This window comes from Pedosphaera parvula Ellin514 (assembly GCF_000172555.1).
In the GTDB taxonomy this organism is placed as follows: domain Bacteria; phylum Verrucomicrobiota; class Verrucomicrobiia; order Limisphaerales; family Pedosphaeraceae; genus Pedosphaera.
Window position 1 is genome coordinate 180584 of record NZ_ABOX02000002.1, and the last position, 22066, is coordinate 202649.

At 52.5% G+C, this 22066-nt stretch carries 20 protein-coding genes; 19 read left to right on the forward strand and 1 reads right to left on the reverse strand.

From position 1 onward, the window contains the following. Positions 1-28 precede the first annotated feature (28 nt). Together CFLAV_RS36790 and CFLAV_RS01935 are read left to right on the forward strand one after the other, a co-directional pair. On the forward strand, positions 29-913 hold the full coding sequence (locus tag CFLAV_RS36790) for a type II secretion system protein (RefSeq protein WP_007412908.1): 885 nt from the start codon (positions 29-31) through the stop codon (positions 911-913). Between the two features lie 17 nt (positions 914-930). Continuing rightward, a complete protein-coding gene (locus tag CFLAV_RS01935; protein WP_007412909.1) occupies positions 931-1377 on the forward strand; it encodes a S41 family peptidase in 447 nt (148 codons plus the stop codon). A gap of 98 nt (positions 1378-1475) precedes the next feature. Here the strand turns inward: CFLAV_RS01935 and CFLAV_RS01940 are convergent, their stop codons facing one another. Further along, the gene (locus tag CFLAV_RS01940; RefSeq protein WP_007412910.1) at positions 1476-1961 is read right to left on the reverse strand and encodes a phosphate-starvation-inducible PsiE family protein; all 486 of its coding nucleotides are present in this window, start codon (positions 1959-1961) and stop codon (positions 1476-1478) included. Positions 1962-3096: 1135 nt separating this feature from the next. On the opposite strand from CFLAV_RS01940, the gene CFLAV_RS01945 reads away from it, so the two are divergent. From CFLAV_RS01945 to CFLAV_RS02020, 17 genes are all read left to right on the forward strand, one after another. After that, entirely contained in the window at positions 3097-3753 is a 657-nt protein-coding gene (locus CFLAV_RS01945; protein WP_007412915.1) for a DUF5947 family protein, read from the forward strand. After that, entirely contained in the window at positions 3746-4399 is a 654-nt protein-coding gene (locus CFLAV_RS01950) for a DUF6084 family protein (protein WP_007412916.1), read from the forward strand. Before CFLAV_RS01945 ends, CFLAV_RS01950 begins: the two co-directional genes overlap by 8 nt. Beyond that, complete coding sequence (locus CFLAV_RS01955; protein ID WP_007412917.1) at positions 4396-5745, forward strand: hypothetical protein; 1350 nt, start codon at positions 4396-4398, stop codon at positions 5743-5745. Before CFLAV_RS01950 ends, CFLAV_RS01955 begins: the two co-directional genes overlap by 4 nt. Beyond that, positions 5742-6254, forward strand: coding sequence for a hydrogenase maturation protease (locus tag CFLAV_RS01960; RefSeq protein ID WP_007412918.1), 513 nt, complete (start codon positions 5742-5744; stop codon positions 6252-6254). Before CFLAV_RS01955 ends, CFLAV_RS01960 begins: the two co-directional genes overlap by 4 nt. 16 nt (positions 6255-6270) lie before the next feature. Beyond that, complete coding sequence (locus CFLAV_RS37795) at positions 6271-6381, forward strand: DUF6893 family small protein (protein ID WP_007412919.1); 111 nt, start codon at positions 6271-6273, stop codon at positions 6379-6381. A gap of 95 nt (positions 6382-6476) precedes the next feature. Beyond that, positions 6477-7550 (forward strand): NADH-quinone oxidoreductase subunit B family protein, encoded by a 1074-nt coding sequence (locus CFLAV_RS01965; RefSeq protein ID WP_007412920.1) that lies wholly within the window; start codon positions 6477-6479, stop codon positions 7548-7550. Between the two features lie 106 nt (positions 7551-7656). Then, positions 7657-9471: a nickel-dependent hydrogenase large subunit gene (locus CFLAV_RS01970; protein WP_007412921.1), complete on the forward strand. Its 1815-nt coding sequence runs from the start codon at positions 7657-7659 to the stop codon at positions 9469-9471. 17 nt (positions 9472-9488) lie between these two features. Then, on the forward strand, positions 9489-10184 hold the full coding sequence (gene hypB, locus CFLAV_RS01975) for a hydrogenase nickel incorporation protein HypB (RefSeq protein ID WP_007412922.1): 696 nt from the start codon (positions 9489-9491) through the stop codon (positions 10182-10184). Beyond that, a complete protein-coding gene (locus CFLAV_RS31650) occupies positions 10177-10548 on the forward strand; it encodes a hydrogenase maturation nickel metallochaperone HypA/HybF (RefSeq protein ID WP_007412923.1) in 372 nt (123 codons plus the stop codon). The genes hypB and CFLAV_RS31650 overlap by 8 nt, the downstream gene beginning before the upstream one ends. Beyond that, entirely contained in the window at positions 10538-11455 is a 918-nt protein-coding gene (locus tag CFLAV_RS01985; protein WP_007412924.1) for a NifU family protein, read from the forward strand. The genes CFLAV_RS31650 and CFLAV_RS01985 overlap by 11 nt, the downstream gene beginning before the upstream one ends. Positions 11456-11458: 3 nt before the next feature. Further along, positions 11459-12250 (forward strand): HoxN/HupN/NixA family nickel/cobalt transporter, encoded by a 792-nt coding sequence (locus tag CFLAV_RS01990; protein ID WP_007412925.1) that lies wholly within the window; start codon positions 11459-11461, stop codon positions 12248-12250. Next, the gene (hypF, locus tag CFLAV_RS01995) at positions 12247-14622 is read left to right on the forward strand and encodes a carbamoyltransferase HypF (protein WP_007412926.1); all 2376 of its coding nucleotides are present in this window, start codon (positions 12247-12249) and stop codon (positions 14620-14622) included. Before CFLAV_RS01990 ends, hypF begins: the two co-directional genes overlap by 4 nt. A 21-nt stretch (positions 14623-14643) precedes the next feature. After that, positions 14644-14910 carry a HypC/HybG/HupF family hydrogenase formation chaperone gene (locus tag CFLAV_RS02000; protein ID WP_007412927.1) on the forward strand — a complete coding sequence of 89 codons (267 nt, stop codon included), beginning with the start codon at positions 14644-14646 and terminating at the stop codon, positions 14908-14910. A 32-nt stretch (positions 14911-14942) separates the two neighbouring features. Beyond that, positions 14943-16082 carry a hydrogenase formation protein HypD gene (gene hypD / locus CFLAV_RS02005; protein ID WP_007412928.1) on the forward strand — a complete coding sequence of 380 codons (1140 nt, stop codon included), beginning with the start codon at positions 14943-14945 and terminating at the stop codon, positions 16080-16082. Then, positions 16079-16696 carry a D-sedoheptulose-7-phosphate isomerase gene (locus CFLAV_RS02010; RefSeq protein WP_007412929.1) on the forward strand — a complete coding sequence of 206 codons (618 nt, stop codon included), beginning with the start codon at positions 16079-16081 and terminating at the stop codon, positions 16694-16696. The genes hypD and CFLAV_RS02010 overlap by 4 nt, the downstream gene beginning before the upstream one ends. 3 nt (positions 16697-16699) lie before the next feature. Next, positions 16700-17800, forward strand: a complete 1101-nt coding sequence (hypE, locus tag CFLAV_RS02015; protein ID WP_007412930.1) for a hydrogenase expression/formation protein HypE — start codon at positions 16700-16702, stop codon at positions 17798-17800. A gap of 234 nt (positions 17801-18034) precedes the next feature. Beyond that, positions 18035-21871, forward strand: coding sequence for a DUF3857 domain-containing protein (locus CFLAV_RS02020; protein ID WP_040546497.1), 3837 nt, complete (start codon positions 18035-18037; stop codon positions 21869-21871). The last annotated feature ends 195 nt before the right edge of the window (positions 21872-22066 follow it).

Here is a 22066-nt window from a genome sequence, read left to right on the forward strand (position 1 = left end):
CTCGCAGGGCATTCTTTTGATATTTTGCATGATTCAGCTCTATCCAAATACAGGTGGCGAAAAACGCGGTGTGATGAAGATCATGAAATCAGGGCGGGCTTTTACCTTGCTGGAGCTTCTGGTGGTTATCGCCATCATCGCGATTCTGGCCAGTCTGCTCCTTCCTGTGTTAAGCCGGGCCAACGCGAGCGCGCAGGCGGCGCAAGACATCAACAACAAGAGCCAGATGATGCATGCCTGGGCCATGTACGCTGCTGACTACAACGACTACATGGTGCCTAATTCGCCGATCAACTACGGCTCCTCGGTGGCATGGGTGGACAGTATCAACGGGCTGGAAAACTGGGGTTATGGCGGGGATATTCCTCTCAGTGGCAACACCAATTACGGCCTTTTGCAGCGGGCGCTGCTTGCGCCGTACCTGTCGGGACAAGTTGGTGTTTATAAATGCCCGGCGGATAAACTGCCTTCCGCCAATGGACCACGGTTGCGGAGCGTTTCGATGAACGGCCAGATGGGGGCGTTGGGACAAACGCTGCTCAAGGCGCCCGGCAGCAACAACAAACCGGGGGCGCTTTATATAAGAATGGTGGACTTGACCTGCCCGGCGCCTTCGCAGGCGATAGTTTTTTTGGATGAATCAATGGCCACGCTACAGGATGGTTATCTGCAAATTGACACGCACGGAACTTCAGGCTTTTTTCCGGACATCCCCGCCAATTACCACGCTGGGGGCTGCGGCCTCGGCTATGCCGACGGACACGCCGAAGTCCACAAGTGGCTGACCGGTTCGTTGTTGAATGTTCCGTACGGTCAAAGTGTTGGTTATCCCAATTACAAGATTAGCGGGGTGGACAGCAATAATGTGGATTGGAAATGGTGGATTCAGCGGGTTGGTTGCGACCAAAATTAAACTTTATTTAATACTATATGAGCGAGAATTCAGGAAAACGTGTGGGTTTGGGAATCGGCCTGGCAGTCTTCATCCTGTCAATTGCAGTTGGCGCATATTGGTTCACGTCGAACCGCCCGAAAAAGGTGGTCAATAAGCCGCTTACGATCGTTGGTGTGGGCTTGTATGTTATCCGTGACCCAAAAACCCGCCAATTTCAAGTTACTAGAATCTTCCCCAATTCGCCCGCGGAAAAAGCCGGATTGATCCCGGGTGTCATCCTCAACAAGGTTGACCATCTCCTCGCGGAAACGAACAATATCAAAGGGCTTTCCGCGCTGCTCAGAGGGCCGGTGGGAAGCAAAGTCATCCTGGAAACCATTGACCCCAGCGGTGCCACCAATGAAGTTCAACTCACCCGCGAACAATTTGTCAACCACTCGGGCGCTGATCCCAAGGCAGACGCATCAACGGTTGCCCCGTAATCATGGATGTTTCACGATAGTGTCATGCGTGAAAACTGCGTAACCCCTGATCCTTTCAGGAAGTTGCTGCATCCTGAATGAGGGGCGAAAGGTTTACTTCATGCACGTTCCGCCGGTTCTGGATTGCGTCTGCGCACAAGAACTAGCGATATTGTTACTGTCAGGATCAAGCCTGTCAGGACAGCAAGTTCTAAAAAGAAGCTTCTAAACATTTGTTCCGTGAGTTCGGGTACATGGCCGAATTCTGCTGTGAGGACAAGCACACGTCGAATAGCGGCTATCAAACCGACGAGGAGAAACGGTTCCGGAAGTAGAGCATGTTCACGGAAGGAAACCTGGACGGTATAGAGGAGCTCGACTATAAGCAGAATCAGCAAAATACGGTCCAGAAGGCTGATGGCCGTGCCGGGAAATGTGCCAGCGACCAGGCTTTCGCAAAAGCTGACTATGCCGCTAACCAGCAGTACGATTGCAGTGGCGCCGAGAAGCAGGCCCAGCCCCACGTAAACAATATCCTCGATCGCGGTGAACGCGCGCGCAATCCAGGAGCGTGTGACTTTTGGTGTTCCTTGATATGGTTTCATAGGAGATCTTCCCAGTCCTATAGATGCACTGCTATCTCTGGATGAGAATGCGCATATGCGGGCATGTCTATAGGATCATGCTGTTGGAATCGGGGATGGTGCTGAGGGTATTCATCATAAATTGCCACCGAACATTATTAAGCAGCGCGATTTGGTTTTATCTTGTCACACAGGAATGAAATCCTTCGAGTAAGTGATGGCTGGCAAATAAATGTTTTAGAATGCCGGTTTTCAAAATTTCCTGAATAATGTTGACGGACATTGCAACCCGTCCTGGGCGATGGCGTTTCTTTACTCCAGAAAAATCGTACCAATCATAAGCCGCATTTGCTGCTTAAGCAAAATGGATGTGTGATGGGAGGCTAAGCCGTGTTTTAGAAAATTTTCCAAAGATTCCACAGGAACGGATTTTTCATACCTGTCAAATTCCGTGGTTGAAGGCAGATCACAACCGTGCATCAATTAAAATTCCTTGTTTTGCCATGCCCAAAATGCAGTCGATAGAGGTGGGAAAAAATGGAAATGTTGAGCTCGGCACCGCTTATACACTGCGATTGTACGACCGAGGTAAGGGTATTACCCTATTGAGCACATGATGAAACGTAATAGAGTCAATAAGCGATATTTCTATTGTTTACAGAGTGTCGGAGTAGCAGGGTCGGGAACCACCAGACGGAGACTATACTTCCTAAAAGGGTACAATGGATGAAATCAAGCCGTCACAGAAATGGTTTATCCAGTTCCAGCATCTAGCAAGCCTGCGGTCAACTTTAATAGACGTTGTTGGTTAAGGCTCATTTGTGGTCTTGGGTGAATCAAGGTTGCATCACAGGACAGAGCCTAATGTCAAGAGAGGAGGAAGAGCGAACGATGCATATTTTACACAGAAACAATCCCCCTGAACCGGTTCACGTTCCAGGTACGATGCGTGGTGAAGAGGTGGCTGTAAAGACGGGCAAGGAACCTGGCCGCCGCGATGGCCGAAAAAATTATCGTTCAGCGAGAGATTCCACAGGAATCAATGCTGCGGATCGGCAGCCGATTGATCCAAAAATGCCCAGTATCCCGCCTAACTGACACATTCACGTGCAAAGCGAACCAGCAGCATGGATAACATAACGACCTGCGATTTTCCATGAATCACAATGCCACTGCCGGACGTGCGACTCCATTTACGCTGCTGCGCCGTCTGACGCAACCGCGAACCAACCGGGAGCGGTGCGAACTCTGCAGCGTGTTATTGACACCCGGCCATCGGCATCTGTTGGAAATGTCGAGTCGTCAGGTAATCTGTGCCTGTGATCACTGCGCCATGCGTTTTAATTTGGTGGTGGGAGGACGATTTAAGCTGATTCCCCGGTATCCTCATGCGCTGCCCGATTTTCATTTAACGGATGGGCAGTGGGAAAGTCTGGCTCTGCCCATCGACCTGGCTTTTCTTTTTTACAACACGCCGGGCGGGAAACTGATGGCATTGTACCCCAGTCCCGCTGGTGCGACTGAATCGCTCCTTACACTCGCGGCCTGGCAGGCCTTGGTTGAGGATAATCCGGCTTTGACCCAGATGGAGCCGGATGTCGAAGCGCTTCTGATTAACCGGGTGGGTGCGACGCGGCAATACTACCTGGCACCAATTGATGCCTGTTACGAGTTGGTTGGCTTGATCCGCATTCATTGGCGCGGACTATCGGGCGGAGAGGATGTCTGGGAGCAGATTGCAGCGTTTTTTACCAGACTCGAAGAACGGTCCGAACCGTTGTCAATCGTGGGAGAGGAGGAGAACCATGCCTGACCTCGATTTTAAAATCATCGGAGTGGAACCGGCAGTTCATGGCCTGACACCATTGCTGCACTTCAAGGTTAAGATCACCAATACGCCCGCATCCGAAACCATACAAACGGTAACTCTGCACGCACAAATTCAATTCCAGTCAGCGCAACGAGCTTACAACGTCCGGGAACAAGAGCGCCTTTTGGACCTTTTTGGCACGCCCGATCGCTGGGGGCAGACGCTACGCAACCGACTCTGGGCCCATGCGAACACGATGGTGCGAACGTTCTCCGGCAATACCGAGGCCACGCTGCCAGTTCAATGCACGTATGACATGAACGTGACTGCCACCAAGTATTTCTATGCGTTGGAGAAAGGCGATGTCTCCCTGCTATTTTTGTTCAGTGGCACTGTTTTCTATACGACCCCTGACAACCGCCTGCAAGTGCAGCAGGTCTCCTGGGATAAGGAATGTGTTTACCGGATGCCAATCAGCTTGTGGCGGGGGATGATGGAACACCACTATCCCAATAGTGCATGGCTTTATCTTCAACGCGAAAGTTTTGAGAAGCTCTATGCCTACAAGCGCCGTCACGGCCTGGCAACGTGGGAGCAGGCTATTGAACGGCTGCTGCCGCAGCCGGAAACCGAGGAGATTCCGGCATGAACATGTTACTGCTGGATAAAATCGTCAATGCGGTACTTTATGAGGGCTATATTCTCTATCCTTATCGGCCCTCCTCCAGGAAGAACCAACAGCGGTTTACTTTTGGCCGGGTTTACCCACAGGAGTACAGCACTGCTCAGGATGGAGCGGAACCATTCGTCATGCAAACGGAGTGCCTGGCACGCATTCGGGCGGGAACTCCCGTTCTAAAGGCGAGTGTGCGCTTTCTGCATCCGATGGCGCGTGAAGTAGGCCTGGTTCCTGCCGCGAAGTTGGAATCAACTGACAGCGAGCCATCCTTTCAGATTCTTTCTGAACTTCAAGTGGACGGTCAACTTTTCCAGACCTGGCAGGAGGCAGTTGAACGTGAAGTCAAACCGTGTCCATTGACTTTAAATGCTTTATCAACACGTCGAGTGAGTTTTCCGTTTTGCTTCCCTGCGTCGCAGGTCATGGAACCGGTCTGTGATGAGCATGATTGCAAAGTGGGAATGATCCGGCGTCGACAGGAGGCGATTGAGGGAGTGGTCGAAGTTTCCGCCATGCCTGTGGAAACCGAAATCTTTAAAATTACGGTTCGCATCCTCAATCAAACGCCCATGCCGTTGCTGGAAATGAATGATCAGGCAGCCGTGATTATGCGGACCTTCGCTTCCACCCATACGATCCTGAGTCTGGAGGAAGGCGAGTTTATTTCGCTTACTGATCCGCCGCCCGCCTGCCGGCAAGCCTCGGAGGGATGCGAGAACAGCGGCACCTGGCCTGTCCTGGTTGGAGAAGAGGAAAGAGGCGAGTGTGATACGATGCTCTCGTCACCTATTATTCTGTCGGACTATCCCCAAATCGCACCCGAAAGTTCTGGAGACCTGTTTGATGGGACAGAGATCGATGAAATCCTCACACTGCGAATCATGACCATGACGGATGAGGAGAAGAGCGAAATGCGCCTGGTGGATGAACACGCCCGCCGACTTTTGGAAAGAACCGAATTGATGAACGGGGATCACCTGCTGAAAATGCATGGTGTGATGCGCGCCAACCGCTCGTTCGATGAGAATATTTTTGGAACGAGCAAACGTTTGGAGGGTGTCTCGGTTGATGAATGTTACCTGCAAGCGGGCAGCCTGGTCCTGATTCGACCAAAAGCCCGCGCTGATGCGATCGATATGATGCTTGCCGGTAAAACCGCAGTGATCGAAGCGGTCGAACAGGATGCCGAAGGTAATATCCATCTGGCTTTGGTGTTGCGGGATGATCCGGGAAAAGATTTGGGGCTGATGCGCCAGCCTGGTCACCGCTTCTTCTACCGATTGGACGAAATTCAACCGCTACAGGAGGCCAAATGAGCAAACGAATCCTGATTGCAGGGGTTGGTAATATCTTTTTTGGCGACGACGCTTTCGGTGTTGAAACCGCACGCCAGTTGATGCAATGCCCCCTGCCCGAAAGCGTCCGCGTTATTGATTTTGGAATTCGCAGCCATGATTTGGCCTACACCATCACGGATGGCTACGACATCGTCATTCTGGTCGATGCGACCGCCCGCGGAGCCGAACCAGGCACGGTTTATTTGATCGAAGCTGATGTGAACGATTTGAGAGAGCCCGATCATGAAATGGCGAATGCCCACAGTTTGAACCCCGCTGGAGTGCTGCAAATGGTCAGCTCACTCGGTGGCTGGTCAGGGCGGTTGTATATCGTCGGCTGCGAGCCGGCCGTTTTGGAAACGGAGGATGGTGAAATCGGCCTGAGCACGAGGGTTCAGGCGGCTGTTCCAAAAGCGATTGAAATGATTCGGTTACTGCTTGGCGACCTGGCACGTGAAGAAAAGGAACCCGGCCTCGTAGAGGCCTAGATGAGGAATTAATCATATGAGTAACAAAAAACAAGTTGTCCTGACACTCTCGTTACTGGCAATGGCCGCTGCTTTCGTCGCCAACCTGCCGGAGCTTCGTCGCTACATCAAAATTCGCGGAATGTAAACAAGGGGAAACGAAAGATTCCAGGAATTGATTGCCAGTGCCGGCAAGATGGCTGCCCCGCTGCAAAAGGATTTAAAGAAAGGAAAACGAATTTTATGAAAACCTCGGAAGTCCTGGCCAATCGGCTGCCGGACGTTAAAGAAATCCACATTGTTTGGATGACTAGTGGTCTGAGTTGTGATGGAGACTCCATTTCCACCACTGCCGCCACACTGCCCAGCATTGAGGATGTTGTCATGGGAAACATTCCGGGACTGCCGAAGGTGCATCTGCACAATCCGGTTCTGGCCTATGAAGTGGGCGGTGATTTTATGAAGTACTGGCACATGGCGGCCCAGGGAAAACTGGATCCCTTCGTGCTGGTGCTCGAGGGTTCGGTTCCTAATGAGAGTATTAAAGCGGAAGGCTACTGGGCCGCCATGGGCACTGATCCCCATACGGGTCAGCCCATCACGACCAACGAATGGATAGATCGATTGGCGCCCAAGGCTCTCGCCATTGTTTGCGCGGGCACGTGTGCCACCTATGGCGGTATTCATGCCATGGAAGGCAATCCCACCGGTGCGATGGGGCTGGCTGATTATCTCGGTTGGAACTGGCGCTCAAAGGCTGGATTGCCCATCGTGAATGTGCCCGGCTGCCCGGTTCAACCTGACAACATGATGGAGACGTTGCTCTATCTTCTTTATCAGGTCGCGGGCCTCGCACCGATGATTCCGCTGGATGAACAGTTAAGGCCCACCTGGCTTTTCGGTAAAACCGTTCACGAAGGCTGCGATCGCGGCAGTTACTATGAGCAGGCTGACTTTGCGCACGAATACGGCTCGCCCAAGTGCCTGGTCAAGGTCGGTTGCTGGGGACCGGTGGTGAATTGCAATGTGACCAAGCGGGGTTGGATGGACGGTATCGGTGGCTGCCCAAATGTCGGCGGTATTTGTATCGGCTGCACCATGCCCGGCTTCCCGGATAAGTTCATGCCTTTTATGGATGCGCCACCAGGAGCATCACTTTCAACCTCGGTTGTTGGAATGTGGGGCGGCGTAGTGCGAAAATTGCGCGCCATCACCAACCGCACGGTGAATAAGGAACCGAAATGGCACCATCGAGGACCCGAACTTACGACAGGTTACAGGCCCAAATATTATGGCAATGGCCATGGCCGGGGATAACAGCAATTTAATCCCTGAATCTGGAAATTGCGGCAGCGCCGCCAATCAAGGATGCGGCAGGAAATCAAAACTGAGGATTTAACAATCAAAATAGAGGAGAGCTTTTATGGCCGAAGCAATTGCAACTCAACCGAGACAGACGACACCCGGTAAACGTGGTGAAATCGTCGAAATGTCCTGGGACCCAATTACCCGTATTGTTGGCAGTCTGGGCATTTTTACCAAGATCGACTTCGAAAATAAAAAGGTTGTCGAGTGCCATGCCACCTCATCCATCTTTCGCGGTTACAGCATTTTCATGCAAAACAAGGACCCGCGCGACACGCACTTTATTACCAGTCGTATCTGCGGCATCTGTGGTGACAATCATGCCACTTGCTCGGTTTATGCGCAGAACATGGCTTACGGCATCAAGCCACCGCCACTGGCTGAGTGGATCATCAATCTGGGTGAAGCCGCCGAATACATGTTCGATCATTGTATTTATCAAGACAACCTTGTGGGTGTGGATTTCTGCGAAATGATGGTGCGGGAGACCAACCCTGGTGTCTGGGAAAAAGCCAAGGTGACTGCTGCGCCGCACGCCAAGGATCATGGATATCGGACCATCGGCGAAATCATGACCGCCCTTAATCCGTTTGAGGGTGAATTCTACCGCAAAACTTTGCAGATGAGCCGCGTGACTCGCGAAATGTTCTGTCTCATGGAAGGCCGTCACGTACATCCTTCAACCCTTTATCCGGGCGGGGTTGGCACAGTCCCCTCGATCCAGACCTTTACGGATTACCTGACGCGGTTGATGAATTATGTCGAGTTTATGAAGGCTGTTGTACCACTGCACGACGACCTGTTTGATTTCTTTTACGAAGCACTGCCGGGTTACGAGAAGGTCGGCCAACGGCGTGTGCTGCTCGGTTGCTGGGGTTCCTTCCAGGACCCTGATGTGTGTGATTACAATTACAAAACCATGGACGAATGGGGCAGGGCGATGTTTGTCACACCCGGCATCATCGTCGATGGCGAACTTGTCACGACCAACTTGATCGACATCAACCTCGGCATTCGCATTCTGTTGGGTTCCTCCTACTACGAAGACTGGCAGGATAATGGGAAAACTTTTGTTAAACAGGACCCGTTGGGCAATCCGGTGGACAAACGACATCCCTGGAATCAGACCACCACGCCAAGACCGCAGAAGCGTGACTTCGACGATAAGTATACCTGGGTAATGTCGCCGCGTTGGTTTGATAAGCGCTCGGGCGATCATCTTGCATTGGACACCGGTGGTGGCCCCATCGCCAGGCTTTGGACAACCGCACTCGCCAATCTCGTGGACATCGGCTACATCAAAGCCACCGGCAACAGTGTCAAAATTCGCCTGCCTAAGACGGGGTTGAAGCCCGAAGTCGAGTTGGAGTGGAAGGTTCCAAAGTGGAGCAACGCCATCGAGCGCGACCGTGCCCGGTCTTATTTCCAAGCCTATGCAGCGGCTGTTGCCCTCTACTGCGTAGAACAGGCCATGAAGGAAGTGCTCGCCGGCCGGACGCAAACATTCACGCCCTTCAAAGTGCCGGAGGAGGCCATTAGTTGTGGTTTCCACGAAGCAGTGCGCGGAGTGCTTTCACACCATATGGTCATCAAAAATCGCAAGGTGGCAAACTATCATCCTTACCCGCCCACCCCATGGAATGCCAGTCCGCGTGACAGTTACGGCACGCCCGGGCCTTATGAAGATGCCGTCCAGAACACGCCAATCTTCGAGGAGAACGGCCCCGATAAGTTCAAGGGCATCGATATTATGCGGACGGTCCGCAGTTTCGATCCCTGCCTGCCATGCGGCGTCCATATGTATCTCGGCAAGGGCAAGCTTCTTAAACAACTTCATACTCCCACGGCTTTCGCTCCGCTCGCTAAAAAATAACCCGCCACTTACCGAATATGATACCTACAATCGAAGCCTCACCCGAAGAAACTTACGACATCGAACTGGAACAAACTCTGCTCCAAGCCAACGCCAAACTGGCCAGGGAAAACCGCGCACAGTTGGACCACTATGGCATAACTGCCATTGACTTCATGGGCGCCATTGGCTCCGGTAAAACGACGCTGATTGCCCGCATGGCCGGGAAATTGAAGGACCGGTTAAATCTGGCTGTATTCAATGGTGACGCCACCACAGTCGACGACGTCAACCTCATCGCCATACAGGGCGTGCCGACCGTTCAACTCGCCACCATCAATGGGTGCCATCTGGACGCAAATCTGGTGGGCAAGGCGTTTCTCAAAATCGACCTCAAAAAGGTGGACCTGATCTTCATTGAAAATATTGGCAATCTCATTTGTCCTGCCGAGTTCCCGCTGGGATCCCGGAGTCGCGTCGTCGTTGTGAGCGTGACGGAAGGCCCGTATATGGTGAAGAAACATCCACACATGTTTCTGGGGGCGGACATCGTGGTAATCAATAAAATCGACCTGGCGGACGCGATGGGTGTCAAGGTGGAGAGCCTTGTCCATGATGTTCACACGCTGAAGCCTGATATCAAGGTGATTCCCACCAGTTGCAAGACCGGCGTCGGATTGGACGAGGTCGCTGCTGCGCTGCTGGCGGGCAAAGAACTGCACGCCGATGCATGAGCTTTCGATCGTCTCCGGGATAGTCGAGAGCGTTTTGGACTTTGTGGAGGCGCGTGAAATCAAAAAGGTTCTCGGCGTGAGGTTGGCGGTGGGCGAATTAACTCACCTGGAGATTGAGCAGTTACAGTTTTGCTACACGGCCTTGGTTGAGCAAACAGCCGTTCAAGGCTCAACCCTGGAAGTCGATGTGGTGCCTGCAAGAGTGAGTTGTCCGCACTGTTTGTACGAAGGGTTGCCGAAATATTGGGAAGATGCCTTGTCCATGGCGCCGGTTCCAACCCTGCAATGCCCTCAATGCGGGAAGGCAACAGAGGCAACTCAAGGACATGAATGCGCAATCAAAACCATAAAGTATGTCACTTAATCCAGCTACGCACGATCACACGAATCCAGTCAGCCAGACTATCCCTCCTAAATCGAACGGCGCGGTGCGGCCAATCGATGAACTGAATGAGCAGGGCAGGCGCGTTCAGGAATTGGTTGACCAGGTCGACGCCGTGGCCGACCCGGCGACACGCGCACTGCTGCAGGATTGTTTGCAGTCAGTGCTGGCGCTCCACGGTCAGGGCCTGGCGCAGGTGCTGCAGGTTGTGCAGGACTCCGGCTACGAGGGACAAAAGGTTTTCGACCGGCTGATACACGACAGCGTGGTTCGCCGGTTGCTGCTTATTCATGGGCTGCACCCGGTGAATCTTGAGGCCCGTCTGCTTGAGGCTTTGGACAAGGTCCGTCCTTACATGGAAAGTCACGGTGGTAATGTTGAGCTGATCAGCCTCGTAAACGACAAGGCTTGTTTGCGTTTGCAAGGCACGTGTAAAAGCTGTCCTTCCTCAGCCATAACTTTGGAGTTGGCGGTGAGACATGCCATCGAAGAAGCCTGTCCCGATCTGATAGGCTTCGAGGTGGAGGGAGCGGTCGAGCCAACCACACTGGACCAAACGTCCTCCGATGCAAAGTTTCAACCGGCATCGTGGACTTTACTTGAAGACCTTGCTCAGCTTAACAATGACAACCTGCGGGTGATCGAGACTAAGGGCATTTCGCTCCTTATTTGCAAGGTGAACGAAAATCTTTACGCCTATCGCAATCTTTGTCCTGCGTGCGGTCTGGCTTTCAAATCCGATGGACTTGAGGAAGGCCAGCTTAAATGTCCGATCGGTCATCGTTATGATGCACAACGCGCAGGTGCTGGCGTTCACAACCTGGATCTCCATCTCGACCCATTCCCGCTGCTGGTGGAAAATGGCCGGGTCAAAGTCTCCTTGAGGTGAACCATGATGACTCTGCTCTCCTTCCTTTTCCTGGGATTCTTCCTTGGCATGCGTCATGCCATGGATGCAGACCACGTTGTTGCTGTCACCACAATCGTGAGCCGGGAGCGCACTATCCGCAATGCGGCGATGATTGGCATTGTGTGGGGGATCGGCCATACACTCACGTTATTATTGGCGGGGGGAATGATCATTTTCCTGGGCGTGGTTGTTCCCACCCGGCTTGGTTTGTCTTTGGAGTTTTCCGTGGCATTAATGCTGATTCTGCTCGGCTTTTTGAACTTTAAAAATTTCGCGGCGTCGCTCACGCGATCCACCGGGATGGATGGCATGCGCCCCAATGAGTTTAAGCCTGGTGATGTCGCTCAGCATGAGGGTTTTGCTTGTGATCATTTGCGCGAAGCCGAATTGCAAGCATGCGAAAATAGGGTTTCCGGGTGGCGTTTCCTCGGGTTGGAATTAAAATGGGGGCATCTGAGTTCCTACCAAACATTGCGTCCGCTCATTATTGGCATCGTTCACGGTTTGGCGGGCTCGGCGGCTGTAGCACTGCTGGTCTTGCCACTGATCCAAAAGCCGTTTTGGGCCATTGCTTATCTCATGATCTTTGGCGGTGGGACGATTGGCGGCATGATGCTCATCACTGCCGCCATGGCGTTGCCCTTCAGCCGCACGGCGCGACGTTCGCCTGCTTTCCATCGCAACCTCGGCCTTGCGACGGGCTTCCTCAGCATTGGGTTCGGTCTCTTTCTCGTTTATCAAATCGGCTTTGTGGAAGGCCTTTTCACCAAATGAGCTGTGAGCGTGCAAAAATCATGGTGCGCGGCGCGGTGCAGGGGGTTGGCTTTCGGCCTTTTGTATATAAGCTGGCTACGGAGCTTCGTCTCAATGGCTGGGTTCTCAATTCATCGCAAGGCGTGCAAATAGAAGTCGAAGGTGGGTGGCCAACTCTCCAGCAGTTTCTGCTCCGGCTTGAAAAGGAAAAGCCACCGCACGCTACAATCCATAGTCTGGAGTACTCACTGCTGGATGCCGTCGGCCATGACGGTTTTGAAATCCGTCACAGCACTGAGGGAGGTGCCAAAGTCGCAGTGATTTTGCCGGATCTTGCCACTTGCCCTGATTGTCTGCGCGAGGTTTTTGATCCCCATAATCGCCGCCATTTATATCCGTTTACCAATTGTACCAATTGCGGTCCTCGTTTTAGCATCATCGAAGGGCTCCCTTACGATCGGTCGAATACATCGATGAAAGAATTCACGATGTGCGCCGAGTGCAAAGCCGAATATGATAACCCCGGCGACCGCCGCTTTCATGCGCAACCCAATGCCTGCCCGAAGTGCGGCCCACATTTGGAGTTGTGGGATGTAGCTGGCCGTGTGCTTGCCAGGAATCACGACGCCTTGTTGCAGGCGGCTTCAGCGGTACGACATGGTGAAATTCTCGCGCTCAAAGGACTTGGAGGTTTTCATTTGATTGTGGATGCTCGCGCCGAGGATGCAGTTCTGCTCTTGCGGAAGCGAAAACGGCGCGAAGACAAGCCGTTTGCGTTGATGTATCCATCTCTGGAAGCAATCAGGCTGGGTTGTGAAGTCTCCGAACTTGAAGAGCGTTTGCTGAGGTCCTCCGAATCACCCATTGTTCTTTTGGAACGCCATTCTGGAGTGGCTGAAGCACAAGCCGCGACGAATAAGGAATCCATTGCTTCGTCGATCGCCCCGCACAATCCCACCTTGGGGGTGATGTTGCCCTATACCCCATTGCATCATCTGCTCCTGCGGGAACTCGGTTTCCCCGTTGTGGCCACCAGCGGTAATTTAACCAATGAACCGATTTGCATTGATGAACGGGAAGCATTGGAGCGATTGCACGGCGTGGCCGATTTGTTTTTGGTCCACAACCGCCCGATTGCACGGCATATGGATGATTCCGTGGTGCGGATCATGCTTGGACGCGAGTTGGTATTGCGACGGTCCCGCGGTTACGCCCCGTTGCCTGTGCATCTCAAGGAGCAACTACCCAACATTCTTGCAGTCGGGGCTCATTTGAAAAATACCGTGGCTCTGAGTGTCGGCAGCGACATTTTTATCAGCCAGCATATCGGCGACCTGGAGACCAAGGAGGCATATTCGGCTTTCAGCAAGGTCACTGCGGATTTGCAACGCTTGTATGAGATCACGCCAGAGTTCACCGCGTGCGACCTGCATCCGGACTTTCTCTCATCCAAATTTGCACAACGAACCAATGCTGTCATCGTGCGGGTGCAGCATCATTATGCACATGTGCTGGCTTGCATGGCGGAGAATGAACTGGAAGCGCCCGTGCTCGGTCTGGCTTGGGACGGCACTGGATACGGCGCGGACGGTACGATCTGGGGTGGTGAATTTCTGCTGGTGGGGGAGGACTCGTTCGAACGTGCGGGCCACTTTCGTCCATTTAGATTGCCTGGTGGCGAAGTGGCGATCAAACAGCCGAGACGCAGTGCGGTGGGCGTGCTTTACGAAATCTTTGGTGACAAATTATTCGAACGTGCCGATCCTGTGCTGCTCGCAAACTTTTCAAATAGCGAACTCTCCGTTTTGCGACAGGCGCTGAAAAAGCAAATCAACACACCGCGGACCTCCAGTGTTGGCCGGTTATTTGATGCCGTAGCCTCGCTGGTTGGCTTACGACAACGGGCGGGCTTTGAAGGACAGGCGGCCATGGATTTGGAATTTGCCATCCGCAAGGGAATTGAGGATGCGTATTCCTTCGAGGTTAAGACCAATGGGACATTGGTTGTTGATTGGCAACCGATGATCCTTGAGATCATAAAAGAGGTGCGGCGTGAAGAAGCAGTGGGAGTGATCGCCGCCAAATTCCATAACACGCTCGCCGAAGTAGCTGCAGAAATGAGTCATCGAGTTGACAACCTGCACGTGGTTTTAACCGGAGGCTGTTTTCAGAACAAATATCTCCTCGAGCGAACGGTGCAACGATTACGGGAGGAAGGCTTTCGGCCTTATTGGCACCAACGCGTGCCGCCCAATGATGGCGGAATTGCGCTTGGTCAGGTAATGGCGGCAGTGCGTGCTTCTGTCGCTGCCAAAGTCGTCGCGGAGCCATGCGTGCAGCCTGAGTTAATTCATTGGAACAGTGGAGCCTTGCCTGACAGCTCCAGTAGTTAAAGAGATTGGAACTAAAACAATATGTGTCTCGCAATTCCTGGAAAAGTAATAGAGATCGAGGAAGACCCGCACGGCGTGAAGATGGCCAAGGCGAACTTTGGCGGCATCGTCAAACAAGTTTGCCTGGAATATACCCCTGAGGTTCAACCCGGGGATTATGTTTTGGTACATGTCGGATTTGCGCTGGGCATAATAAACGAAGCCGAAGCCACCCGTACGTATAAGGCGCTCGAAGCGATACAGCAACTGGGGGAACTGGAAGTTCCAGAAGTCAGCCTGCCAACGTAACTCAAGATTCATACGATAATAGGAATGTTCCCATGAAATACCTCGACGAATACCGAAACGAAGCGATGGCGCAAAAGCTGTTGAATGAAATCCGGCGCATTCTCACCAAACCATGGGTCTTGATGGAGGTGTGCGGCGGCCAGACTCACACCATCGTAAAGTATGGACTGGATAATTTACTGCCGCCCGAGGTCGAGTTGGTGCACGGTCCGGGCTGTCCAGTTTGTGTCACCTCGCTGGAGATGATCGACAAGGCACACGCGATTGCCAGCCGACCTGATGTCATCTTTTGTTCTTTCGGCGACATGTTGCGCGTGCCCGGTTCTGAAGCCGACCTGCTTATTCTCAAATCCCGGGGAGCTGATATTCGGGTTGTCTATTCGCCCATCGACTGCTTGAAAATCGCGCGTGCAAATCCAGACAAGAAGGTGGTTTTCTTCGCCATTGGTTTTGAGACCACCGCTCCTGCGAACGCCATGTCCGTCTGGCAGGCCCGGCGTCAAGGGATAGACAACTTTTCCATACTGGTTTCGCATGTTCTTGTGCCACCCGCCATGGCCTCCATTTTGCAGTCGCCGTTGAATCGGGTGCAGGGATTCCTGGGCCCCGGTCATGTTTGCACAGTCGTGGGTTGTCATGAATATGAACCCATTGCAGCGCGCTATCATGTCCCAATTGTGATCACCGGCTTTGAGCCGATCGACCTGCTTGAAGGTGTGCTGATGACCGTTCGCCAACTCGAAGCGGGGGAGGCACGGGTTGAGAACCAATATGGCCGCGTAGTCAATCACCAGGGGAACCGGGTGGCGCAAGACATCATTAATCAGGTCTTTGAAGTGTGCGATCGAAAATGGCGCGGCGTCGGTTCAATCCCTAAAAGCGGTTATAAACTGCGTTACGAATTTCGCGCTCACGATGCGGAGCGATTATTCGAAACCCGGGAGATCGATACCCAGGAGTCGGCCCTGTGCATCAGTGGGTTGGTGCTTAAAGGGGTGAAGAAACCGCATGATTGTCCGGCTTTTGGCAAGGAATGCACTCCGCTTCATCCTTTGGGCGCGACGATGGTTTCCGCCGAGGGCGCGTGCGCTGCCTATCATGCTTATGGCCGTCATTTGCAGTTTCAGAAGGAGTCCAAACAAGCAAAAGCCATGGAGACGGTTTCGCCATGAATGCGATCACCACGACCAGGTCCGAAGAAACGTATCGTGATAAGATTCTCCGCAAGTGCGCCGAGAGCGTGGAGATGAAGCAGAAATTTTTTAATGAGTATGCCAACCAGATTGAAGCCATGGCTAAAGATATGGCTGGGCGATTTCAGCAGGGCAACAAACTGCTGGTCATGGGCAATGGCGGCAGCCTGTGCGATGCCCTGCATTTCAGCGTGGAGTTCACCCATCCAATCATCGAGAAACGACTTGCGTTTCCAGTGATTCCGCTGATGACCGATATTGCCACGATGACCGCCATCAGCAACGATGTTGATTCCAGTCGAGTTTTTGTCAATCAGCTTCGACTGCACGGCAAACCGGGCGACATGGCATTGGTCGTGAGCACCAGCGGTAAATCACCCAATCTGATTTATGCACTCGAAGAGGCGCGTAAGAAGGAGATGCTGACCATTGCCTGGGCAGGCAAGGACGGCGGGCGTTTCCCGCAGCTGGCAGACTATTGTTTTATCGTCCCTTCTTACAGCATTCACCGAATCCAGGAGGTCCACGCGACGCTGGTTCATGTGGCCTGGGATTTGATTCACATCGCGTTGGGAGCCGAAGATGTCATCTAATTTATGATAACCGTGGCAAAGGAAAGAAACGGCGTTGGCCTGGCGAATGACGTTGAACCCGGCATAGCCTTTGGCTCCTGTCCATTGCCCATAATGAATCACAAGGAGATTGTAATGGCACATGGCAGTGGTGGAAAGCTCACCCAGCAGCTGATTCAAAAAATGGTGCTGCCGCAGTTCAAGAATGAATTGCTCAATCCTCTGCACGACGGGGCGATGTTTTCGATTAATGGCGCGAAGCTTGCCTTCAGCACCGATTCCTTCGTGGTGAACCCGATTTTCTTCCCTGGAGGGGATATCGGCGATCTCGCGATTAACGGCACTGTCAATGATCTCGCGATGTGCGGCGCCCGACCTCTTTATCTTTCGGCAGCATTTATTCTCGAAGAAGGTTTTCCGATGCCCGAATTCTGGCGTGTCATCCAATCGATGCAGCGCGCGGCACACACTGCGGGCATCAGCCTGGTGACCGGAGATACCAAGGTCGTTGATCGCGGCAAAGGGGATAAGATATTTATCAATACTTCCGGAATTGGGATTATTGAGCCTGGAGTGAATATTCATCCCAGGCGTGCGGAGGTGGGTGATAAAATTATCATCAACGGCCCGATGGCTGTCCATGGCATTGCCATCATGTCAGTGCGCGAGGGCCTTGAGTTCGAAACGGAAATAGCGAGTGATACCGCGCCGCTTAATGGACTCGTGCAAGCCATGCTTGCTGCCGCCAGGGATATCCATGTCCTTCGTGACCCGACTCGCGGAGGCATCACCAGCACTCTCAGCGAAATCGCTGAGCAGGCGAAGGTGGGTATCCGGCTTGAGGAATCTTGTATTCCCATCAGTGAGGAAGTCAAAGGGGCTTGTGAAATTCTTGGTTTGGACCCGCTTTATGTCGCCAACGAAGGCAAGCTTCTCGCCTTTGTTAAGCCCAGGGAAGCTGACCTTTTATTATCAGCTATGCGCGCTTATCCCTTGGGCAGGGAGGCCGCCATCATCGGTGAGGTTGTCAACGAACATCCCGGCTACGTCACGATGAAAACCCGCGTCGGCGGCACCCGGGTGGTTGACATGCTTTCCGGAGAACAATTGCCTCGCATCTGCTGATATTACCGACCGATTTCTCATGTTGATTGACACCGGTTGCGTTTGCTGGCAGCTGATCCTCGACCATGGTAGCTCCATAACCTCCTCACACTCATTTCTTTCGGGAGCAGGCCAATGACCTCGTATTCTCAAGCCATGTGAGGTGTTGAGGCGCACAACAATTGTTCACTTATATCATTACTGGCTGGCATGGAACCGCCGTTTATATATGCTGAGACTGCAAAGTTAAAACATATGAAATCCAGACTTTTGTTCGGCATTTGCATTTTTGTCGCGATGGGTCTGTTCGCAGGACCGACTTACGGCGACACAAACCGGTTCGCGGGCGAGATGTGGGCATTCGTGAACCCGAATAAGGTCCTGACTGCCGCAGCTGAAATCACCCTTGCGAAATATCCGGATTGTGACGAGGCAACGGTGGAACAGAAAATGGTGCGGGTTTACCGTCCCGACGGCACTGGCGAGGGGCAGGACGAAACCTTTGTCAAAGTGCTCACGGAAAAAGGCAAACGTAATAACCGGACGCTTTCCCTGTACTTCACGCTACCATATTCGACGGAAGAGGTTGTAAAAATTGAGGTGATGAAACCTGACGGCGAAACCTTCCTGGTGGACGTGGCTGCAAATTCGAAGGAGATGATTAATGACAGCCAGATGCAGATGAACATTTACGATCCCAACAGCCGTGTTTTGAGGGTGAACATTCCCAAGGTTGAAATTGGTGACGTGATTCATTCCATCACGCGGCAGAGGATACAGCGTCCTTACATTCCGGGTGAATTTGCAGAGGAGAACATTTTTGAAGGTGACGGTTACATTCGCCATCTCTCGTATGAGGTTCATTCGCCGGTCGATCGCCCCTTGAAACGTATCGCATTGAGGAACGAGGTCCCCGGCACGGTTCGTTACACGAAACAAGAGGGAGAAGACCATTCGCTGGTCCATCGCTGGGAGGTGGATAATGTGCCGCGCATGTTCACGGAGCCTTCGATGCCATCGTACGGGATGGTTCTACAGCGGTTGCTGATCAGCACGACGCCCGATTGGTCGGCAGTATCGAAATGGTACTGGGAACTGAGCCGCCCGCATCTCGAGGCAATCACTCCGGAGATGAAGAAGACGGTGGAAGAACTGATTGCCGGCGCGAAAAGCGACACAGACAAGATCAAGGCGCTGTTCTATCACGTTTCTAAAAATATTCGTTACATGGGGCTGACGCCGGAAAAGGATTGCCCCGGTTTTGAACCTCATGACGTAAAGATTACCTTCGATAAAAAGTATGGGGTTTGCCGGGACAAGGCGGCGCTGCTCGTCGCGCTGTTGAGAAGTGCCGGGCTGAATGCCTATCCCACGCTGATTAGCGTTGGTGCGAAGAAGGACATTGAAGTGGCGGATCCATTTTTTAATCATGCCATAGTGGGTGTGGAACTGAAGAAGGGAGAATACGTTCTCATGGATCCGACTGACGAACACACCCGCGATTTGTTGCCCTCGGGCGATTGTGATCGCAGTTACCTGGTGTGTCGTCCCGATGGGGAAGATCTGAAAGTGAGCTCGATTCAGCAGGTGGAGGAGCATTTGATGAGGATTAAAACTGCGGGGATATTAAAAGCTTCCGGCACGCTCGAAGCGAAATCGGAATTATTGTTTGAAGGGGTCAATGACGATGCGTACCGGAATATGTTTTCCCACATGAAACCTGATGATAAGCGGAGGTTCTTTGAAGGCACTCTCAAGCATGCAATTCCGGGCGCCCGACTGAAGTCGCTGAAACTCACACCAGAGGACATGCTTGATGTGTCTTCGGGGGTGCGGGCAGAGTTGGAATTTTCCGTTGAAGGGATGACGGTTACCGGCAGCGGTAAATCCATGGTGAGCGTCCCGTGGATCGGAGAGAAGCTCGGCATGATTAATTTTATCCTCGGAGGCACTGGTTTGGAAAAAAGGAAGTATCCGCTGCAGACACGCGTCGTTTGCGGTCTGAAAGAAGAGATATCACTCAAGCTGGATGACGGCTTCGCGGAAGCAGTATCATTGCCCTCCTGTTCACTTGTGGATGACGAGCGCCTGAGCTACCGGCAAAATTTCGATTTCAAGCACGGAGTCTTGGAATGCTCTCGCGACTTAAAGCTCAAAGCGGTCGAGTTTACGCCCGAACAGTATTTGAAGCTTAAGAAGACACTGAAATCCCTGGAATGCGACGAGCGGAAAGTACCTGTGCTGGCCAACTCAGAGAGCACGATGGCCAGTTCGGCTGAGAGTCTTGATACTGATCCAGCGCCGTCCGTCGAATCGAATGCGAGGATTTTGGAAAGCCGCAAAGAATTGTGCGTAACGGATGCTCACACCGCCTTATATAAAGTGAAATACTCCAAGCAAATTCTCAGTTATGCCGGGAAGATTAGAGAGGCCGAGGTCAAGATTGCCTACAATCCCGCCTGCCAGGAGGCCAAACTAATCCATGGCATCGTGATCTCCAAAACCGGACAGCGCCAGGAAATCTCCACCAACGAAATCAATTCAATGGATGCCAGTTGGAATGCCTCCGCCAAACGTTACACAGGAGGAAAGATACTGGTTGCCAACCTGCCTGGAGTGGATATTGGATCTACCATCGAGGTGGAGCTTGAGATAGCCAGCAAAGGCAAACCATTCCTGTCAGGATTTGAGTCATTCCGGTTGGCTGATGAATTGGAACACAAGTCATTTCAGTTGAGTGCTCCGAGGGACCTTCAAATACAAAAGCTTGCCTGCTGGAAAACGGGCAATATCAAGGAAGAGGCGGAGACCAACAGCAATAACCAGATGTTCCGCTGGCAAGCCGATAACATCAAAGCCTTGCCTGCGGAATCGCAGCTTCCTCCGGAATGGCTTTATAACGACGGCGTGGGTTACTTTATCGGCGACCTGAAGTCTTATTTGAAGGAACTCAACGACACGATGCTGAACCGGTCCCAACAGCGTGCCAAAACCATTACGCTGGTTCAGCAGTTAACCGGTCAGGGCAAAAGCAGGCTGGAGGAGGTAAAGGCTATTCGTGATTTTGTCGCCAAGTCCATTCGTCAGGCCGGGCCTGCTTTCACCGAACTTTCATTGACTGAACTCTCACCTGCGGACACGACGCTGGCGGATGGTTACGGGCATGCGGCCGATCGAGCAATTCTTTTACATGCAATGCTGTCCGTCGCCGGATTCCGGCCCGAATTCGTTCTAGCCTCGGCCTTGCCGCCAATCGCAAGCATTACAAATGTCGCCATGTCATTTCCGCTGCCTGAATCCTTTCACTGGCCTCTGGTCAGAATCACACTGGACGGAGAAATATATTATCTCAACGATACTGACCAATATGCCGACTTAGGTTCCACTTCCTCCGACGGCAAGCTGGGCCTTGTACTCTCCAGTCGGACTAGTGAAGTGATCAAGGCTGCCAAAGGACACGAGGATAGGACGGAAACAGATTATACGGTATCCATCTCTGAAGATGGCAAGACCCGGCTCGGAATGGCGCTCCACTACTACGGCGGAAATTATAGTGCGTGGAATCGGTATTTTTCAGAACTGCCGCCGGAGGAGAGGAAACGTTACTATCAGGAGATGGTTGCGCAGGTGGCCCAGGGTGCGCGACCGGTAGGCGATTTGAAGACTCAGTTTGATACCTATCCCGGCCTTCAGCAATTCATGGTGGAGATCGATAACTATGGCATCATCGATGGGAAATACCTTTATTTCGACCTTCCCTTTACTCCTTCCATATTCTCCGTTGGAGCGGATCGACGCACATTGCCCTTATTCATTTCGCACAAAAGTGATAATACCACCCGCACTGAGATCGATCTGCCGGCTGGCTATCGCCATCTTGTTATCACTCCAAAGAGCGAAAGTCTCGACGCACCTGAGGGGGCAGGGATAGTTCGGATCACCTCAACGAATCTGGTTGGCAAATATGTAATGACCCATGAATTTGAGACTTCCCCCGCCATCGTAAATCCCAAGGGGTATTCTGAAATGCTCAAGGTGGAGGCCAGGTTGGGCAGAAAGTCTTCGAGGGTCTTCCTATTGGAGAAGGACTGATCACTCTGGAATCCTCAGGCTACTTCCACTGGCTTGCGAGGAAGTTAGCCGAGTGTGATTGATCCCGAGCCAAGGTGAAGCACGGTCGCCTGAATAGCTTCCAAATGCAGTGGTTTGACTCAACATGTTTTCAATCCTCCCCGCTTTAGGGGATGTCCTCCAATTTTCTGTTGTGCAATGCTGCTCAACATTTGA

Coding starts and splice junctions, on each gene's coding strand:
- CFLAV_RS31650 (WP_007412923.1), top strand. CDS start 10,177: ATGCATGAGCTTTCGATCGTCTCCGGGATAGTCGAGAGCGTTTTGGAC.
- hypB (WP_007412922.1), top strand. CDS start 9,489: ATGATACCTACAATCGAAGCCTCACCCGAAGAAACTTACGACATCGAA.
- CFLAV_RS01960 (WP_007412918.1), top strand. CDS start 5,742: ATGAGCAAACGAATCCTGATTGCAGGGGTTGGTAATATCTTTTTTGGC.
- CFLAV_RS02000 (WP_007412927.1), top strand. CDS start 14,644: ATGTGTCTCGCAATTCCTGGAAAAGTAATAGAGATCGAGGAAGACCCG.
- CFLAV_RS01950 (WP_007412916.1), top strand. CDS start 3,746: ATGCCTGACCTCGATTTTAAAATCATCGGAGTGGAACCGGCAGTTCAT.
- CFLAV_RS36790 (WP_007412908.1), top strand. CDS start 29: ATGATTCAGCTCTATCCAAATACAGGTGGCGAAAAACGCGGTGTGATG.
- CFLAV_RS01965 (WP_007412920.1), top strand. CDS start 6,477: ATGAAAACCTCGGAAGTCCTGGCCAATCGGCTGCCGGACGTTAAAGAA.
- CFLAV_RS02020 (WP_040546497.1), top strand. CDS start 18,035: ATGAAATCCAGACTTTTGTTCGGCATTTGCATTTTTGTCGCGATGGGT.
- CFLAV_RS01940 (WP_007412910.1), bottom strand. CDS start 1,961: ATGAAACCATATCAAGGAACACCAAAAGTCACACGCTCCTGGATTGCG.
- CFLAV_RS01945 (WP_007412915.1), top strand. CDS start 3,097: ATGAATCACAATGCCACTGCCGGACGTGCGACTCCATTTACGCTGCTG.
- CFLAV_RS02010 (WP_007412929.1), top strand. CDS start 16,079: ATGAATGCGATCACCACGACCAGGTCCGAAGAAACGTATCGTGATAAG.
- CFLAV_RS01955 (WP_007412917.1), top strand. CDS start 4,396: ATGAACATGTTACTGCTGGATAAAATCGTCAATGCGGTACTTTATGAG.
- CFLAV_RS01985 (WP_007412924.1), top strand. CDS start 10,538: ATGTCACTTAATCCAGCTACGCACGATCACACGAATCCAGTCAGCCAG.
- CFLAV_RS01990 (WP_007412925.1), top strand. CDS start 11,459: ATGATGACTCTGCTCTCCTTCCTTTTCCTGGGATTCTTCCTTGGCATG.
- hypE (WP_007412930.1), top strand. CDS start 16,700: ATGATAACCGTGGCAAAGGAAAGAAACGGCGTTGGCCTGGCGAATGAC.
- hypF (WP_007412926.1), top strand. CDS start 12,247: ATGAGCTGTGAGCGTGCAAAAATCATGGTGCGCGGCGCGGTGCAGGGG.
- hypD (WP_007412928.1), top strand. CDS start 14,943: ATGAAATACCTCGACGAATACCGAAACGAAGCGATGGCGCAAAAGCTG.
- CFLAV_RS37795 (WP_007412919.1), top strand. CDS start 6,271: ATGAGTAACAAAAAACAAGTTGTCCTGACACTCTCGTTACTGGCAATG.
- CFLAV_RS01970 (WP_007412921.1), top strand. CDS start 7,657: ATGGCCGAAGCAATTGCAACTCAACCGAGACAGACGACACCCGGTAAA.
- CFLAV_RS01935 (WP_007412909.1), top strand. CDS start 931: ATGAGCGAGAATTCAGGAAAACGTGTGGGTTTGGGAATCGGCCTGGCA.